Annotated in this window: 11 protein-coding genes and 2 pseudogenes; 6 read left to right on the top strand and 7 right to left on the bottom strand. The window is 62.8% G+C overall.

The genetic code is table 11. From position 1 onward, the window contains the following. Nucleotides 1-29 precede the first annotated feature (29 nt). Nucleotides 30-1,484 (bottom strand): adenylate/guanylate cyclase domain-containing protein, encoded by a 1,455-nt coding sequence (locus O1W68_RS04110; protein WP_269301790.1) that lies wholly within the window; start codon nucleotides 1,482-1,484, stop codon nucleotides 30-32. Between the two features lie 88 nt (nucleotides 1,485-1,572). Between O1W68_RS04110 and O1W68_RS04105 the strand changes: the two genes are divergently transcribed. Genes O1W68_RS04105 through O1W68_RS04090 form a run of 4 tightly spaced genes read left to right on the top strand, consistent with a single transcriptional unit; the run spans nucleotide 1,573 to nucleotide 4,812 of the window. Continuing rightward, complete coding sequence (locus O1W68_RS04105; RefSeq protein ID WP_269301789.1) at nucleotides 1,573-2,781, top strand: AI-2E family transporter; 1,209 nt, start codon at nucleotides 1,573-1,575, stop codon at nucleotides 2,779-2,781. Continuing rightward, the gene (macS, locus tag O1W68_RS04100; RefSeq protein WP_269301588.1) at nucleotides 2,774-3,904 is read left to right on the top strand and encodes a MacS family sensor histidine kinase; all 1,131 of its coding nucleotides are present in this window, start codon (nucleotides 2,774-2,776) and stop codon (nucleotides 3,902-3,904) included. The genes O1W68_RS04105 and macS overlap by 8 nt, the downstream gene beginning before the upstream one ends. Beyond that, a complete protein-coding gene (locus tag O1W68_RS04095) occupies nucleotides 3,904-4,560 on the top strand; it encodes a LuxR C-terminal-related transcriptional regulator (protein WP_269301587.1) in 657 nt (218 codons plus the stop codon). Before macS ends, O1W68_RS04095 begins: the two co-directional genes overlap by 1 nt. A gap of 27 nt (nucleotides 4,561-4,587) precedes the next feature. Continuing rightward, nucleotides 4,588-4,812: an autophagy-related protein 2 gene (locus O1W68_RS04090; RefSeq protein ID WP_269301586.1), complete on the top strand. Its 225-nt coding sequence runs from the start codon at nucleotides 4,588-4,590 to the stop codon at nucleotides 4,810-4,812. 1 nt (nucleotide 4,813) lies between these two features. On the opposite strand, the gene O1W68_RS04085 is transcribed toward O1W68_RS04090, so the two are convergent. Continuing rightward, nucleotides 4,814-5,143 (bottom strand): MarR family transcriptional regulator, encoded by a 330-nt coding sequence (locus tag O1W68_RS04085; protein WP_269301585.1) that lies wholly within the window; start codon nucleotides 5,141-5,143, stop codon nucleotides 4,814-4,816. Nucleotides 5,144-5,284: 141 nt separating this feature from the next. Here O1W68_RS04085 and O1W68_RS04080 point away from each other — a divergent pair. Together O1W68_RS04080 and O1W68_RS04075 are read left to right on the top strand one after the other, a co-directional pair. Then, nucleotides 5,285-5,938: pseudogene (locus O1W68_RS04080) on the top strand (DUF1707 SHOCT-like domain-containing protein). A gap of 91 nt (nucleotides 5,939-6,029) precedes the next feature. Then, entirely contained in the window at nucleotides 6,030-7,892 is a 1,863-nt protein-coding gene (locus O1W68_RS04075; RefSeq protein ID WP_269301584.1) for a DUF2339 domain-containing protein, read from the top strand. A gap of 25 nt (nucleotides 7,893-7,917) precedes the next feature. Here the strand turns inward: O1W68_RS04075 and O1W68_RS04070 are convergent, their stop codons facing one another. The 5 genes and pseudogenes from O1W68_RS04070 to trmB form a co-directional block, all read right to left on the bottom strand. Next, a complete protein-coding gene (locus O1W68_RS04070) occupies nucleotides 7,918-9,834 on the bottom strand; it encodes an HNH endonuclease signature motif containing protein (protein WP_269301583.1) in 1,917 nt (638 codons plus the stop codon). Nucleotides 9,835-9,882: 48 nt separating this feature from the next. After that, nucleotides 9,883-10,888, bottom strand: a pseudogene (locus O1W68_RS04065) (MMPL family transporter); the annotation flags it as partial. 30 nt (nucleotides 10,889-10,918) lie between these two features. Next, nucleotides 10,919-14,104: an MMPL family transporter gene (locus O1W68_RS04060; protein WP_269301582.1), complete on the bottom strand. Its 3,186-nt coding sequence runs from the start codon at nucleotides 14,102-14,104 to the stop codon at nucleotides 10,919-10,921. A 1-nt stretch (nucleotide 14,105) separates the two neighbouring features. Continuing rightward, nucleotides 14,106-14,810: an NYN domain-containing protein gene (locus O1W68_RS04055; protein WP_269301581.1), complete on the bottom strand. Its 705-nt coding sequence runs from the start codon at nucleotides 14,808-14,810 to the stop codon at nucleotides 14,106-14,108. After that, a complete protein-coding gene (gene trmB / locus O1W68_RS04050; RefSeq protein WP_269301580.1) occupies nucleotides 14,807-15,565 on the bottom strand; it encodes a tRNA (guanosine(46)-N7)-methyltransferase TrmB in 759 nt (252 codons plus the stop codon). The genes O1W68_RS04055 and trmB overlap by 4 nt, the downstream gene beginning before the upstream one ends. Nucleotides 15,566-15,687 lie beyond the last annotated feature (122 nt).

Genomic DNA, 15,687 nt, shown 5'->3' with positions numbered 1-15,687 from the left:
TTCACAGGGTAACCACACTGCGCCCGCTGTCAGGGATGCTCGACCGGCCACGCAAGATGTGTGCGTCTACGCCGGCCGCGTAATTGAACCTGATCACCGAGTTCCCAATGCGCCTGTTCCTCGTCGCTGGCGAAGTAGAGCGCGGAGGTCGACGCGAGAACGCGGCCCGGTCTCAGCTTGGCCAGTTCGGTCAATCGAGACGCTTCGTTGACGGGATCTCCGATCACGGTGTACTCGAACCGTTCGGCTGCGCCGATGTTCCCGGCGACGGCCAGTCCCGCCGACACACCGATACCGATGTCGAGTCCGGTGATGTCGTTGAGGGCAAACCGCAGGTCACGAGCTGCAGCGAGCGCAGCGGTCGGCGCATCGGGTCGGTCGAGGGGTGCGCCGAAAATGGCGAGTGCCGCATCACCCATGAACTTGTTGACGAATCCGTTGTGCTGATCGATGACGTCGACGACGACGCGGAAGAATTCGTTGAGGAGGACGACGACCTCACTTGGAGGACGCTCCGAAGCCGTTGCCGTCGACCCGACCATGTCCACGAAGAGCACCGCGACGAAGCGAGTCTCGCCTCCCAATTCGGTACCGAACTGTAATGCACGGCGAGCCACGTCCTCGCCGACGTGTGCGCCGAACAGTTCACGCAGGACGCGTCGTTCCGCGGACTCCTCCATCATCCGGTTGAAGCCGACCTGAAGTCGGCCGATCTCGCTGCCGTCGAACACGTCGACCTCGACGTCGTTCTCACCGCGTTGGACCCGCTCGATCGCCCGACGCAGTTGCCGGATCGGGTCGGAAATCTGGCTGGCCGTCAACATCGACAGGATGAACGCCTGCCCGATTGCGAGGACGCTGAGCAGGATGATCGCTATCGCGAGCGAATTGGGGGAGAACACCAGATCGGTGGTCAGCTGGGTCACGCAGAGCAAGATGATGCCGATGACGGGCATCAGGGTGCCCAGCCCCCAGGTCATCGCCATCCGGGTGCCGATGCCGGGTGTCATGGTCCGGTCGAATCGACCCTCGCTCAGTGCCATCGCAGCGAGGGGGCGCAGGATGCGTTCGCCGAGCATGTAGGTGAATCCGAAAGTGACGGTGGCAGCCATGACCACGGTGACGATGACGGCGACAGCGAGCGACGGCATTTCGGCGACCGTCAGGACGACGAACAGAACACCCCCGAAGACCCACAGAACGGCATGCACGATCGCTTGACGCAACGGCGCGTGCAGCGCAGTCATCTGCTCCTTACGGGTGGGTGGGCCACCCCGCAGCTGCCACCGAACGACCGTCCGCAACAGGCGGGACGCGTAATAGAGGCTGACCCCGCCTCCGAACAGCAGGTAGATGCTGAAGATCCAGACATTGCGTGATCGGTCCGCGATGATCGACTCCGACTCGGCTATGGGCAGCCCATAGCGAACGAAGCCGAATACGAGCACCGCGCCGAAGAGGTTGGACAGGCCCATCGAGACCATATAGAGCGGCCAGCGACTCTTCAGGGTGAGCGAGACCGCTCGGAAAGATGCCAGCACAGGTTAAATTTACCGGGTGGGCACAGGCGAGCTGCGGGCAGAAGCACCAAAGGACCCTTCCGGTGCCCGATCGCCCGCGGATTCGGTTCATCCGTTGGTGCGTGTCGGAGCGGAATGGACGTGGCGTCTGCTGGTTCTGTTCGCCGGATTCCTGACCCTTTGCTATGTCGTCATCAGGCTCGAAACAGTGTTCATTCCCATCGGACTGGCGCTGCTGGCTTCGGCGATGCTGGTGCCGATCGTCGATTGGATGCAGAGACGCGGAGTCCCGAGGTCCGCAGCAGTCGTCGTCGTCATCATCGCCAGCATCGGTGTCGTCGTCGGAATCATGACGTTCGTCGTCGAGCAATTCATCGAGGGCCTACCGCAACTCGGCGATCAATTCACCGCGAGCATCAACGACATCCAGTCCTGGTTGTCCACTGGTCCACTCCACATCAGTGAGGATCAGATCCGGCAGACGAGCGACGACGCCGTCAAAGCCATCCAGGACAATCAGGCAGCGGTGACGTCCGGCGCATTGACCACCGCGACGCTCATCGGTGAGATCTTTACCGGCGCGTTGCTGACGCTGTTCACGCTCATCTTCTTCCTGTACGGAGGAGATCAGATCTGGAACTTCGTCACCAGGCTTGCCCCGACGTCGGCACGGCGTCGTATTCGCCTTGCCGGAAGTCAGGGTTTCGGCTCCCTCATCGGATACGTTCGCGCCACGGTTGCCGTCGCAGCTGCCGACGCCATCGGTATCGGGGCCGGGCTGGCCATTCTCGGTGTGCCCTTGGCCTTGCCGCTGGCATCGTTGGTGTTCATCGGCGCGTTCATCCCCATTGTCGGGGCCTTCCTGACCGGATTCGTCGCAGTGTTCATCGCACTGGTGACCAAAGGTCTGATCACCGCATTGATCACGCTCGGCATCGTCGTCGCAGTAATGCAACTGGAGGGGCACGTACTGCAACCTCTGCTGCTGGGACGCGCGGTGCGACTGCATCCTTTGGCCGTCGTCTTCGCCATCACCTTGGGAATCCTGCTGGCAGGCATCGTCGGTGGCCTGCTGGCCGTTCCGATCGTGGCAGTGCTGAACACGGCAATCCGCTCGTTGCTGGCAGACGACCCGGACGAGGTCTACGAGGAGCTGGAGGAACACGATCCGTCGGAGCCGCTGTTCCCGGCAACAGGGGACAGCCCACATCCACGTAGTCGACAACTCGACCCAGGAACTCTCGAAAAGCCAGATGACTGACGCACTGACTCCGCTCTGGCGCGCGTCGCAGGTGTTTCGATTCGTCACCCTGCTCTATGCGGTCAGCTACCAGGTCGCCTCGATGTCGTCCTACAACGATCCGCGCCTGAGCTGGTTTTTCGTGGCGCTGATGGCGGTGTGGACCGGGGTCTCGGCAGCGCTTCTCTCGAACCCGAGAATGCCGCGATGGAAGGTGGTGTTCGCCGACCAATTCGTCGTCATCGGGTTGATGGCGTCGACGCGGTTGGTCGCCGATCCCCAGTGGTACAGCACTCACCAAACTCTCCCGACGACATTGTGGGCCACCAATGCGGTGATCTCGGCGGCAATTCTCTTCGGGCCCAGGGGTGGAATCGCGTCGGCAATCGTGCTCGCGGCTGTGAGCGCACTGGTGCGCGATCAGGTGAACTTCGATCTGTGGACGGATGCGACAGCGCCGGTTCTGGTGTCGGTCGGGCTTGCACTCGGGTTGGCGAGCAACACGGCCAAGCGCGCACACTCGGAATTGGAGCGGGCCATCAGACTCGCGGCGATCACCGAAGAACGTGAACGGCTCGCCCGCCAGGTGCACGACGGCGTCCTGCAAGTGTTGGCGCTGGTTCGTCGACGCGGAACCGAAATCGGCGGTGCCGCAGGTGAACTCGCCGATCTTGCCGGTGAGCAAGAAGTTGCGCTGCGGATGCTGATCTCCGAGCAGGGGAACCCGAGCCGCGTCGCTGCCGGCGATGCAGAGGTGGATTTGGGGAGTCTGCTCCGACAACAGGGCAGTACCACGGTGTCGATCTCTGCCCCGACGGATCCCGTACTCGTACACAAACCCGTCGCCGAGGAGCTCGCTGCCGTTCTTGCGACAGCGTTGTCGAACGTGACATCGCACGCGGGATCGGGTGCGCGCGCGTACGTTCTGCTCGAAGATGTAGTCGGCGACATCATCCTGAGTATCCGCGACGACGGCGTCGGGATAGCCGCCGGACGCCTCGCCGAAGCTGAGGCAGAAGGCAGAATGGGCGTCTCCAAGTCGATACTGGGGAGAGTTGAGATGCTAGGCGGCACAGCAGTTCTCGATAGCGATGTCGGGATGGGGACCGAGTGGGAGATTCGAGTACCGAAGGAGCACAAGTGATGGAGAAGCAGATTTCTGTCATGGTCGTCGACGACCACCCCATGTGGCGAGACGGTGTGGCACGCGACCTCGACGCGGCCGGATTCGACGTCGTTGCCACCGCTGACGGAGTCGGGTCCGCAGGGCGTCGCGCTCAGGCCACGCAACCAGCCGTCGTGCTGATGGACATGCACCTGACCGACGGCAACGGTGCCGACGCGACGGTCCAGGTACTTCTCGGTTCGCCGAACAGTCGGATTCTGGTGCTGTCGGCCTCCGCCGAGCGCGGTGACGTGCTCGACGCAATCAAGTCCGGTGCCAGCGGATACCTGGTCAAGAGTGCATCGGCCGAGGAATTGTTCGACGCTGTCCGGGCGACCGCCGCCGGACAAGCCGTGTTCACTCCTGGTCTGGCCGGGTTGGTGCTCGGGGAGTATCGACGTATCGCTACCGCCCCCGCGGACACGAACGACACCGAAGTACTACGACCGACACTGACCGACCGCGAAACCGAAGTGCTACGCCTCGTGGCAAAAGGGTTGAGTGCGAAGCAGATTGCGACCAAACTGACGCTGAGTCATCGCACGGTGGAGAATCACGTGCAGGCCACACTCCGCAAGCTGCAGCTGGCCAATCGGGTCGAGCTGACGCGTTACGCGATCGAACAGGGTTTGTGAGCCGCCCTGTCGGGGCAACCCCACCCCATGAGTGAGACGGACAAGCCAGTGGATACGACTGTGGACCCGACCGAGAAGTCGGCCGGCCTCGATGCGGACGGTGGGCAGAGTGTGGCGGAGCGTGGGGAGGCCGTCCGCGAGTTCGACGACCACCTCGACGGGTCGGGCGACAAGCCGACGTTCCCGACCCCTGATGCCGCGGAGGTCACCGACACCGAGACGGACCCGAAGACCACGACGCGGACCGAGTAGCTCAGCTCTTGACCAACTGGGTGAGGGCGAGCTTGGCGATCGGGGCATATGGAAGCACCAGCCCTGGGAAGCCGTCGACCGTCAACCACGTCCGTGAACCGGCCGGATGCGACTCAACGCCGTGGGTCAGCGTCAACCCCAGCGCGCGGTTCTGCCACCAGGCCTGCCACGTCCAGGTGCGGGCCGCCTCGTCGACGGCGAGCACGCGGAAGTCGATCCGAATCCACAGTGGTCCCTCGACTCGGCCGGAAGTGTCGGCCACCAGCCGTTCGCCGTCGTAGTCGACGCCGCTGATCTGTGGCGCCCACGTCGACCACAGATCGGGGTTCATGTAGCGCTCCCATACAATCCCTGCGGGAGCTGAGCCGGTCGCATCGATCGTGATCTCCATACTGTGGGCTGTACCCGCGAGCTGGCCCAGTGAACCTTGCAGTTCAAGGCAGTCGCTCCGCCTGGGCATTATCCTGGTTTCATGGAGGCCAGGAATCTGCGAGTATCGGACGTCGAAAAAGAACATGTCGGTGAGTTGCTGCAGCGTGCGGTGGGTCTGGGGATGTTGTCTCTCGGGGAGTTCACCGAACGTATGGACACTGCGCTTACCGCGAAGACGCGTGGTGAGCTGAACTCTGTCGTGGCGGATCTGCCCGGGATGCAGATTGCCGAGGAGTATCGACCGACGGTCCCCGCAGCCTCGGCGCCGTATCAGCAGAGCGCCCCCACCTACGACCGGGCGCATGCGGTGTCGTGGGATCGAAGTCAGGCATCGGTCGTCCGCGGCACGATGTCGACGGTGTCACGCAAAGGTCCTTGGAACGTGCCACCCCGGATGACGATCGAGAGCAAACTTTCGAACGTCACGCTGGACTTCACGCAGGCGATCATGTCGACCCAGGTCGTCGAGATCATGGTGAGCGACTATTGCAGCACTATCTCGCTGATCCTGCCCCCGGCTGCTACCGCTGACCTCAACGGCCTCTAAACAGTCGGGGGGAGTGCGAACAACAAGGTACGCACCGGCCCGCCGATCGGGCCGCTGCACGTCATCGTGCGCGGAAAGGTCCGGTTCGGGACACTCACCGCCAAGCATCCACTGGGCACGTCCCTGCGACGGATGTTCGGCAACTGAGTTCTTTCGTAAGGGCGGTTCGGCAAACCCCTAGGTGATCAGGAGTAGAAATACTCAGCCGTTGCCGGGCACTGTCCGACATGATCTGTCCATGACGAATCCGCGTAGTGCCGGTGTCGATCCGCAATTGGTGGCGAGACTGTCAGGCCAGTTCGCAGCACTGGGGGAGCATCTCCGGCAGGTTTCCGGCGAACTCGGACAGCTGCATACGCAACTGGCAGCGCAGCAGGCGCCGATGTTCCCTGCCCAGCCCCAGCAGTTTGCTCAGCCCCGTCCCTTCACTCCGCCCCAGCCTCAGCAGTTTGCCCAGCCCCAGCAGTTTGCCCAGCCTCAGCCCCAGGAGTTCCCTCGACCGCCCCAACCTGCCCCGCCTCGACCTGCCCCGCCTCGGCCTGCCGCGCCGAGGAAGGAGCCATGGTGGCAGCGGGACGGTGTGATCTCTCGGCTGCTCGCGATCGCCGGTGCCGGAGTGACATTGATCGGCATCGTGATGCTGCTGGTTCTGGCAGCGCAAGCGGGGTGGTTCGGGCCGGAACTACGTGTCGGTGCGGGAGCGGCATTCTCGTTGGCGTTGGTCTACATCGGGTCTCGCATATTCGGTCGATCCGGCGGGAGGGTCGGTGGTATCGCTGTCGCGGCGACCGGAGTTGCCGGATTGTATCTCGACGTCGTGGCCGTCACCGTGATCTACGACTGGCTCGAGCCGGCTCTCGGTTTGGCCGCTGCCTTCGGTATCGCAGCGGCTGGTATCGCGCTGGCGGTGTCGTGGCGTTCGCAGCCGATGGCGGCGTTGATTCTTACCGGAGTTGCCCTGTCTGCACCAGTGGTCGGCGGCGGAATCACGTTGTCGGTCATCGGTTTTTTCGCTGCAACGTTCATCGCGACCTTCCCCGCCCAGCTCGGACGTGACTGGCCGCTGTTGAATGTGGTGCGCACACTGCCGATCGTTGCCGCCACGTTGCTGGGAATAGCGGAGGCCTCGTCCTATGGAGTCGAGACCGGTGATGCCATCACACTGCTGGTCGTTGCATCCGTCGTCGCCGCATTCGGGTTGGGAAGCTCGCTCGAACTCCTTCGCCGTAACGCAGCCGACACGATGGCATCGATGATGATGGCGCTCGGTGCACTGCCGATCCTTGTGGTGGGCACCCTGTTCGAGCGGTGGACACTCGCGCTGGTCGAACTCCTGGTCGCCGTTACCTGCGCGGCAACTATCGCCTTGGCGCGCTGGTTGCCGGTGCATGCCAGGATCGTGCTTTCGCTTGTCGGTGCGGCGGCGTTGTTGCAGGCCGTCGTCGTTCCGACCGCAGTGGAGCTGCGTCCGCTGACGCTGTTGGCGGTCGCTGCTGCGGCACTCGTTCTCGCGCAGAAGCTCTCGTCCAAGATCGCCTACTTCATCGGCGGCGCATTTGCCGCACTCGGAACTATCGGTTTCGTCGTCGTCGCTCCCGTCGACGGTCTCATGGATGCGGACTACGCCACCGGACATTTCGGCGTCGTGGTTGCAGGCCTGCTGTTGGTAGCGGTTGCGGCGGGCCTGGTTCTGGTTGCCGTCCAACTCGGAATCGTCGAGCAGAACGTGCAGTCTTGCTGGGTGTTCGCAGGCGTTGTCTCGCTCTACGGTCTGACGTCCGCGACGGTCGCGCTCGGAGTGGGAGCAATCGGCGGCACAACAGGTTTCATCGCGGGTCACTGTGCGGCCACCATCGGATGGATGGCGGTGGCCATGGCATTGCTGATTATGGGGCTCCGGAGTGAGAAGTATGCGCACACTGCACTGTTGGCGGGACTGTCGCTGACGGCTGCTGCTGTGGCCAAGCTGTTCCTGTTCGATCTGGTTGCTCTCGACGGTCTCTTCCGTGTCGGCGCCTTCATCGTCGTCGGACTTCTGTTGCTCTTCGCGGGCACCAGGTACGCAAAGGTGTTCGCAGACCGCGAGGCTGAACAGGTATAACCCGAGACGGGACGAACCCCCCGGCTCAGTAGGGTGCTGGCCGGCGGCGTTCGCGGGCATTTTCGGCAGCGCGGTGTTGCCGGAAGCGGCGGCGAAGCTCGCGGATTCTGGACCGAGCTTCGTCGGTGCCCGCCCGGGCAAGTTCGGAACGCGAGGGCGGGTGAGTGTGGGGAGGCATATGTTTCTCCCACCAGGTCGGGCCGTCCGGGCAATTCTCCGGGGGCGCCGGCCGCCTTTTACGAACACGAAGTGGCGGGGAATTCGGAACCGAGAAGTCGGGCAGCGTTGTCCGTCTGGAACCGGCGTTGCCCGTCCACAGGATCGCGCCACCGGACAGCATCGCGCACGCCCACATTCGGGCAGTCTTCGCTTGATGATGACAAGTACATAGCGGGTGCAGATTGGACCCGACCGTCCATCCACCTGCCCGAGGATTATCGTGGTCGAACGGGACGATGTGGTCGAGTTGGCAACGCGACGACGGCGTGTCACAGTCCGGAAATGTGCACGTACGGTACGCCATTCGGATCATCGAGGCCACAGCTTTCGTAGGCCGATACGTCAACGCTCCGGGCGGTGGCCTCTCGAGTCCGCCGTGTCCATCGGGGAACACTCCCGCAGTCTTCGATGGATCACGCTCGATCTCGCGCAGGAGTGAATCGATGTAGCGGCGTAGGGCAGAATCCTCCCCTGAGGTGTGTTGATCGATCTGGTGTAGACCCGGTCGGGGAACCTCCGCTGCCCCGCGAACTCTGCCGCGCCCGAGGATCCGCCGAAGCACCTGCTCGACCCGCGGTAAGGGTGACTCCGGCCGATCATCGCGAGTGCCGTTCGATCCCGCGACGGGATCGGCCGTGAATCCTGGAGCCGATTGTCCGGCAACAGGATTGTCTACCTCCCCCGTGCGTTCAGCGGCGTTCTTCCTAGTGGGCCTCATGACACTCGTCTCGTCGGTCTCGACAGTGTCAGATTCGGTACCCGAGCCGGTGCTTCCACCTCGGCTTACCTCGAGCACCTCGACCAACTCGGTCAAGATTGCCTGCCACCGTGCGTCTTGGGCCAACATCCGCACCAGATCCGGATCCAATGCCGTCCCGTCCGGCAACGTCGCCGGCGTCGAGGACAATCCCAACAAGGTTTCGACGTCGACGAGGATGCTGAGTAGATGACCGCGGCGCGGAGCGATTTCTTCCGCGATACCCGCAGCCGGACACTCCTCGGTGAGCTCGCAGCGGCACACCAAGGCATGCTCGCCGTACAGCAAAGCCAACAGTCCATCCACGCGGCGCTGCTGCCCGGTACGCGGATCCTTCTTGCATACGGTCGCGGCGATCTCCGAAATCAAGGCCTCTGCCTCGGCGCCTTGCAGATCCGACATCTGCGCGCGCAGTACAGACATCCCGGTCCCATCCTCGTGAATATCGACTCCGGTCGCCTTTGCCTTCGCTTCCGTCTGTGCCGCAGTCGCTTCCGCTCTGTCGAACTGCATCCATAAGCTCCACACGCGGTTGCGCAAGCGGCGTGGTGCCATACTTTCGGCTGCCGCGAGAGCTTGGAATTCGATTGCCTTTACGGTGCGTGCACTGGCTTTGCCGAGCACCGATGCCAACACCACTGCTCGCGTCCAGTCGATGCCCCCGAATATCAACCGCAGCGCCGTCAACGGCAGATGGTTCAACGCCTCGGAGGTATCGAGGAGAGTGCGACCTGTCGACAGTGACACCGTCAGTTGCGTCGAGATCTCACAGAGCACTTCACGATGACACTCCGACGGATCTCCGCCGCGCTCTTCGGCATCGGCGAGGCGGCGATCGAGGATCTCGCATACTGCCTCGACCAGGCGGCCGCGACGAACATTCTCCGCCGACGCACATTCGGTGAGGATGTCGAGCATGCCGCCAACCGCCTGGTCAGCGGTGTCGACGAACCTTGATTCGAACATACTGTCGAGTGTAACTTCTCCCACCGACACAAACTCGAAACCCAGAGATCAACGTGCGCTTGTTGATTGGTGTCCAGCCGAAGTCTCGACGCTCTGATCCTCCAGGACCGGCTCGCCGAGGCCGGTTGGACGCTGGATGCGCTTCATCCATTCCGGTGTGCACCAACAGTTGTCGCCGAGAAGCTTCATGGTTGCCGGGGCTAGGAACATGCGGATCACCGTCGTATCGATGATGAGCGCGACAATCATGCCGAAGGCAATGTACTTCGTCATCACCAGGTCCGAGAATGCGAACGAGCCTGTCACCACGATGAATATCAGTGCTGCCGCGGTGATGATGCGTCCGGAATGTGAAGTGCCGATTCGGATTGCGTCGATGGCGCTTTCGCCCTTGTCTCGCGCCTCGACTATCCGCTCGCGCCTCGACCATCCGCTCGCGCCTCGACCACCGCTCGCGCGGATGAGCAGCAGGATCATCGCCATGGTCGGACCCGGCGTGAAGTTCAACAACTTTGAACCATGCCCGTCGATGAAGATCCACGACAGAATGCCCATCGTCGCGCCCAATCCGAACGTCAGGAACATCAACAGTGTCACGATGAGGACTACCAGGATCGCGGTGGCAGTCGATCCACCAGTGCAGTGATCGAGTCCTGTTCTGTCGCAGGGGTTCCTGTGATCTGGACGCTTGCGCCGTCCGGAACTTCGATTCCGCGCAGGTGATCGATCGCAGGCTGGAAATCGTTGCGGTCTTCGAAGCCTGCTTTGATGACGATGACACCGTCTTTGCTTGCACCGACAGGTACGAACTTCTCGTCGAGTCCGGGAGCCTCGTTGGCTTGCTTGGTGATCGGCCCGAGGGACGCACCCTGCGCGTTCGAGATCACCAGCCCGAATTCGATCCTTCCTACTGGGTAAGCGCCAGTAGTGCGAGCACGATCGTGACAGCAAACTCGAGGGGACGACGCATGACCCAGCGGGTCAGCTTGCCCCACATGCCGTTCTCGATTTCCTCGGACGGCTTGGTTTTACGCATAGACGGCACCGAGATCGATCCGGGGGGTGTAATTCGACTGCGCTAGGACTACTTCCTACGCTCCCGTGCGAGGAGTTCGCTGACGCTCAAGGCCTGCTGCCCGCCGCGGTGGCGTCCGCTGTCGATATCGGCTTCCGACGGATCAGGATTGACGGGTTCGTTCATTCGACGTCGACCTTGCGACGGCGTGTCCGTGTCCGCCGTCGAGTCCGAGCGCTCAGGGCTGGTAGGCGTCGGCGGATCACTAGGGGTCTCGTTGCGTCGGCCAGGAGCATTTCGGGTCGTGATGTCGTAGCGCGTACGCGGTTCGCTTGGACGGGCACCGGCGCCGCTGCCGGCGGAACCGTTGGTGTGCGAGCCATTGGTCTGGGAGCCGTTGGTGTGGGAGCCGTTGGCGTGGGAGCCGTTACGCGGAGATCCGTTGGTCGTGCGATCTGCGCCGGAACCGCTGCCTTGGGGGTAGTCGCGGTTCCCACCCGTTCCGGTGCGCGAGCTGTCGGACTCGCGGCCGGTCGAACTACTGCTGTAGGAGCCGTTACGGGCGCCATTGGACACCGAGCGCTCGGCAGGCGTCGCGGTGGCCTCCTTCGGAGCTTCGGGAGAGTCGGTGGGCGCACGTAGATCCGCAAGCCAGCTCTCGATCGAGCGGGAGTCCGGTGCGGCGGCCCGTACAGGCTCCGGGGTGCGGGGTGGCTGCTGCCGAACCATCGGCTGCTCAGGAACTGCAGGCTGTTCCGGGACCACCGGCTGCTGCCGCACCACTGGCCGCTCTGGGACTACCGGTTGCTGCCGAACTGGTGGCTGCTGGGGCTCCGGCTGCACGACGGGGGGAGCAGCCCGAACGATCTCGGCTGCCTGAGTGTCCTCGGATGGTGCATTGGCAGGCTTGCCCGTCGCCGAACGCCGTTCTGCTTCTTTTGCCGCATAGGTCGATCGAACGGGACCCGCGCTCGATGGCGCGATCATCGGGATCGGTTCGGTCAGAGGTTCCGCGGCTTGTGGCGTCGGCCTCATCGGCGGCTTCACGGTGGTGACCGGGCGTCCGCCGACGAGCGCGAGTTCGGGGACGTCGTCCGGCATCAGCTCGTCCTCGAGGATCGTCTCGCCGAGGCCGAGCCGCTGCTGAATTCGCTTCATCCATTGCGGTGCCCACCAGCAGTCGTCGCCGAGCAGTTTCATGGTGGCAGGGACGAGGAACATGCGGATGAGCGTCGCGTCGATGATGAGCGCGGCGATCATGCCGTAGGCGATGTACTTCATCATCACCAGGTCGGAGAACGCGAATGCGCCTGTCACGACGATGAGGATCAGGGCGGCCGCGGTGATGATTCGGCCGGTATGCGAGGTACCGATGCGGATTGCCTCGCTGGTGCTGGCTCCCTTTTCGCGGGCTTCGACCATGCGAGAGAGGAGAAAGACTTCGTAGTCGGTGGACAGTCCGAAGACGATGGAAATGATCAACACCAACACTGGTGCCATGATCGGCCCAGGCGTGAAGTTCATGAAGCTCGCGCCGTTGCCGTCGATGAAGATCCACGTCAAAATGCCCATCGTCGCGCCCAACCCGAGCGTCGTCATGAGGACAGCCTTGATCGGCAACACCAGCGATCCGAAGGTCAAGAACATCAACAGCGTCACCACGAAGATGACCAGAAGTGCCATCAGCGGCAGGTTGTCGATGAGGGCGGCGATACTGTCCTGCTCGATCGCAGGAGTTCCTGTCACCATCACCGTGGCCCCGGCGGGCACGTCGATACTTCGCAGGTAGTCGATGGCAGGTTTGGAGTCGTTGCGGTCGATGAGGCCGGCCTTGAAGACGATGACGCCGTCTTTGCTCGCGCCGTCGGGAGCGAACTTCTCGATCAACCCGGGGGCCTCGTTGGCCTGCTTGGTGATCTGCGCGAGGGATGAGCCTTGAGCATTGGAGATGATTAGCTTGAGCGGTTCGGTACGCAACCCTGGGAACAGTTCGTCGAACTCGCCCTGCGCTTCACGGGTGATGTTGTCGGGCGGCAGGTAGGTCTCGTTGATTCCACCGAATTTGATGTTGCCGACGGGGAGCGTCAGCAGCACCAGGCCGAGCACGATCGGGATCGTCACCTTGAGCGGGTTCTGCATGACCCAGCGGGTCAGCTTGCCCCACATGCCGTTCTCGATTTCTTCGGACGACTTGGTCTTGCGCATGAACTTCAAACCCAGCGCGTCGACGCGTGGGCCGAGGATCGCGAGCATCGCGGGCAGAATCGTGATCGCTGTCAGTGCGGCGAGTGCGACGGTGGCGATCGAGCCGTAGGCGACAGATTTGAGGAAGCCCTGCGGAAAGAGCAGTAGGCCGCCCAACGAGGCGACGATCATCGTCGCCGAGAAGACCACGGTGCGGCCTGCAGTCATGACCGTGCGTCGGACAGCTTGGGTGGTCGAGTAGCCATCGCCGAGTTCTTCGCGGAATCTGGACACGATGAAGAGCCCGTAGTCGATGGCCAAGCCCAAACCGACGAGAGAGACCACCGGTGCGACGAAGCTGTTGACTTCGGTGAAGTTGGTGAAGACCTTGACGATTCCGTTGGCTCCGACGACCGTGAGGCCACCGACGATCAAGGGCAGCGCTGCGGCCACTACGCCGCCGAAGATGAAGAAGAGCAGTACTGCGACGGCGGGAATGGCGAGCAATTCCATCCGGTGGATGTCGCCGGCCATGGTCGACTGCAAGGCTCCGGCGACCGCCTGCAGGCCGGTGACCTGCACGTCGACGCCGTCGACGTAGAAGACGTCCTTGATCTCCTGAAAATTGTTGGTCAGCTCGGTGTCGTTGTCACCGACTATCGCGATACTGGCGATGGCGTGGGTTCTATCCGGGGTAGCCAGCGCCACGGCGCTGACGGCGTTGTCGACCTTGAAGTAGGTTCCGTTGATCTTGGAGATCTGATCGGGATGCTCGCCGACAAGAGAGTTGAGGCTGTCGGTGACCTTCGCGTTGAAGTCCGGGTCGTCGACGGTTTTACCTTCGGGCGCGGTGTAGAGAACGATCACGTCGCTGGACTGATCACGCCCGAAGGTCTCGTCGGCGAGGCGAGCGGCCTGGGCCGACTCCGATCCCGGGTCGTCCCAGCCGCTCTGGCTCAGATGGTCGTTGAGATCCAATCCGTACGCTGCGAAGCCCAGAAGCCCGGCCACCATGACTCCGATGACCGTGAACCGCAAGCGGTAGACGAGATCTCCCCATCTGGCGAACACTTTAAGAAACTCCTTGACGCCCGACGAGAAGGGCGGACAGTGGTCGGAACGGCTGCAGCCATGCGCCTTCATCCGGCAGCGAGTCGAGACTCACGCGGGGCAGAGACTCACGGAAGACTCCGGGAATGTCCTCGAGGTCGAGGAACTCCAGAGTCTCCGATGTGACCGCCCAGCTTGCGTGCTCACGGAACCCGAGCACCTGAACGGGCACACCAGTTGCGGCGATGCTCTCCAGTGGCTCACGAAAAGCCTGGCCATCAGCCGAAGCGACCATGACTCCGGCAAGCCCGCCACCGCGATTACGAAACTCGATGTGGTCGAGCATGTCGTCGTCGACATCACTGTCTTCGTCCACCTTGGGCTTGGCGAACACCGCGAAACCCACGTTACGCAACGCTTCGACCCAGGGTCGAACGACGTCGGCGCTGCCTGGAGCGATATTGGTGAATACCGTTGCCTCGGCTTCGAGGATCCCCGAACCGTTCGTCGACAGTTCGGCGGTGCGCTGCAACAGCCATCGGCCCAGCGCATCGAACCGTGGGCGGTAAGCCGCAGTCGGCCTGCCGCCGAGAATTGCGCCGAGCCCCATGTCGAGGTTAGGGGCATCCCACACCAGAAGTACTCGCTTGTTGTGATGAGAATCACTTGCGTCGAGGGCGGGTATGGGAGCGAAAGCTGTATTCGGTACCTCTTCGCTGACGCTCATGGTGTGATCTTCCCCCATATCAACTCCGTCACCGAGCTGCCCACAAGTTGGGCTTTGCCCTCGAACTTGGTGACGGGTCGCTCGTGTGTCATCGGAGACTCCCAATCGAGAACGGTCAGCAACGGTTCTGCGTTCCCGGCCTCGGCGATCCATTCTGCGTACTCGGCGTGATCGGTTGCTACATGCAGAACTCCGCCCGGCTTCAGTCGGTCGGCGATCATCGCGAACGTGGGGGCCTGCAGCAGCCGTCGTTTGTGGTGGCGGACCTTGGGCCAGGGGTCCGGAAAGAACACCCGGACGCCCGTCAGCGATTCCGAGGTCAGCATGTTCTCCAACACGTCCATCGCGTCGCCGCGAAGTAGACGAATGTTGTCGATCTCCTCGCGCTCGATTTGCTGCAGCGTCTGTGCGAGGCCTGGGCGGTAGACCTCGACCGCCATCAAGTTCACATGCGGTTCGGCCTGAGCCATCGCGGTCGTGGCGGTGCCGGTTCCGGATCCGATCTCGAGGATCGCCGGACCCTGACGGCCGAACCATCCATCGATGTCGATCGGGTCGTCAGCGACATCGCGGCCGATCTTCGGCCACAGCGTGCCCCAGGTGGTCTGCTGCGCGGCGGTCAAAGCTCCGCGCCGGGAGCGAAAGCTCGTCACCCTCGGGTACAGCCGGGACCCTCGATTCTGGCCCTGGTCGTCCCCTGGTTCGAGGTTCGGCGTGGTGCTTCGTGCGTCGTTCACTGGACCATTGTCGCCCATCGGGCGAGCGTGTGACAGATGGGTCTGGAGTTGAAGTTGAGACTTTGCGTGTAAATGCAGGCCAGCGGGTGTCTTCTGTTGAAAGTTTCTGGCGGGTCTGTGTCAGAATCGGTCCGCACGAC

This window comes from Rhodococcus sp. H36-A4 (assembly GCF_027158005.1).
Classification (GTDB): Bacteria; Actinomycetota; Actinomycetes; order Mycobacteriales; family Mycobacteriaceae; genus Rhodococcoides.
The sequence above is the reverse complement of the archived record's forward strand: the minus strand, read 5'-3'. Positions and strand labels throughout refer to the sequence as shown.

What these genes read in the sequence shown, in the direction of transcription:
- trmB (WP_269301580.1), bottom strand. Translation starts at nt 15,565, where the DNA reads ATGGGCGACAATGGTCCAGTGAACGACGCACGAAGCACCACGCCGAAC.
- O1W68_RS04075 (WP_269301584.1), top strand. Translation starts at nt 6,030, where the DNA reads ATGACGAATCCGCGTAGTGCCGGTGTCGATCCGCAATTGGTGGCGAGA.
- macS (WP_269301588.1), top strand. Translation starts at nt 2,774, where the DNA reads ATGACTGACGCACTGACTCCGCTCTGGCGCGCGTCGCAGGTGTTTCGA.
- O1W68_RS04110 (WP_269301790.1), bottom strand. Translation starts at nt 1,484, where the DNA reads ATGGTCTCGATGGGCCTGTCCAACCTCTTCGGCGCGGTGCTCGTATTC.
- O1W68_RS04085 (WP_269301585.1), bottom strand. Translation starts at nt 5,143, where the DNA reads ATGAACCCCGATCTGTGGTCGACGTGGGCGCCACAGATCAGCGGCGTC.
- O1W68_RS04070 (WP_269301583.1), bottom strand. Translation starts at nt 9,834, where the DNA reads ATGTTCGAATCAAGGTTCGTCGACACCGCTGACCAGGCGGTTGGCGGC.
- O1W68_RS04095 (WP_269301587.1), top strand. Translation starts at nt 3,904, where the DNA reads ATGGAGAAGCAGATTTCTGTCATGGTCGTCGACGACCACCCCATGTGG.
- O1W68_RS04090 (WP_269301586.1), top strand. Translation starts at nt 4,588, where the DNA reads ATGAGTGAGACGGACAAGCCAGTGGATACGACTGTGGACCCGACCGAG.
- O1W68_RS04055 (WP_269301581.1), bottom strand. Translation starts at nt 14,810, where the DNA reads ATGAGCGTCAGCGAAGAGGTACCGAATACAGCTTTCGCTCCCATACCC.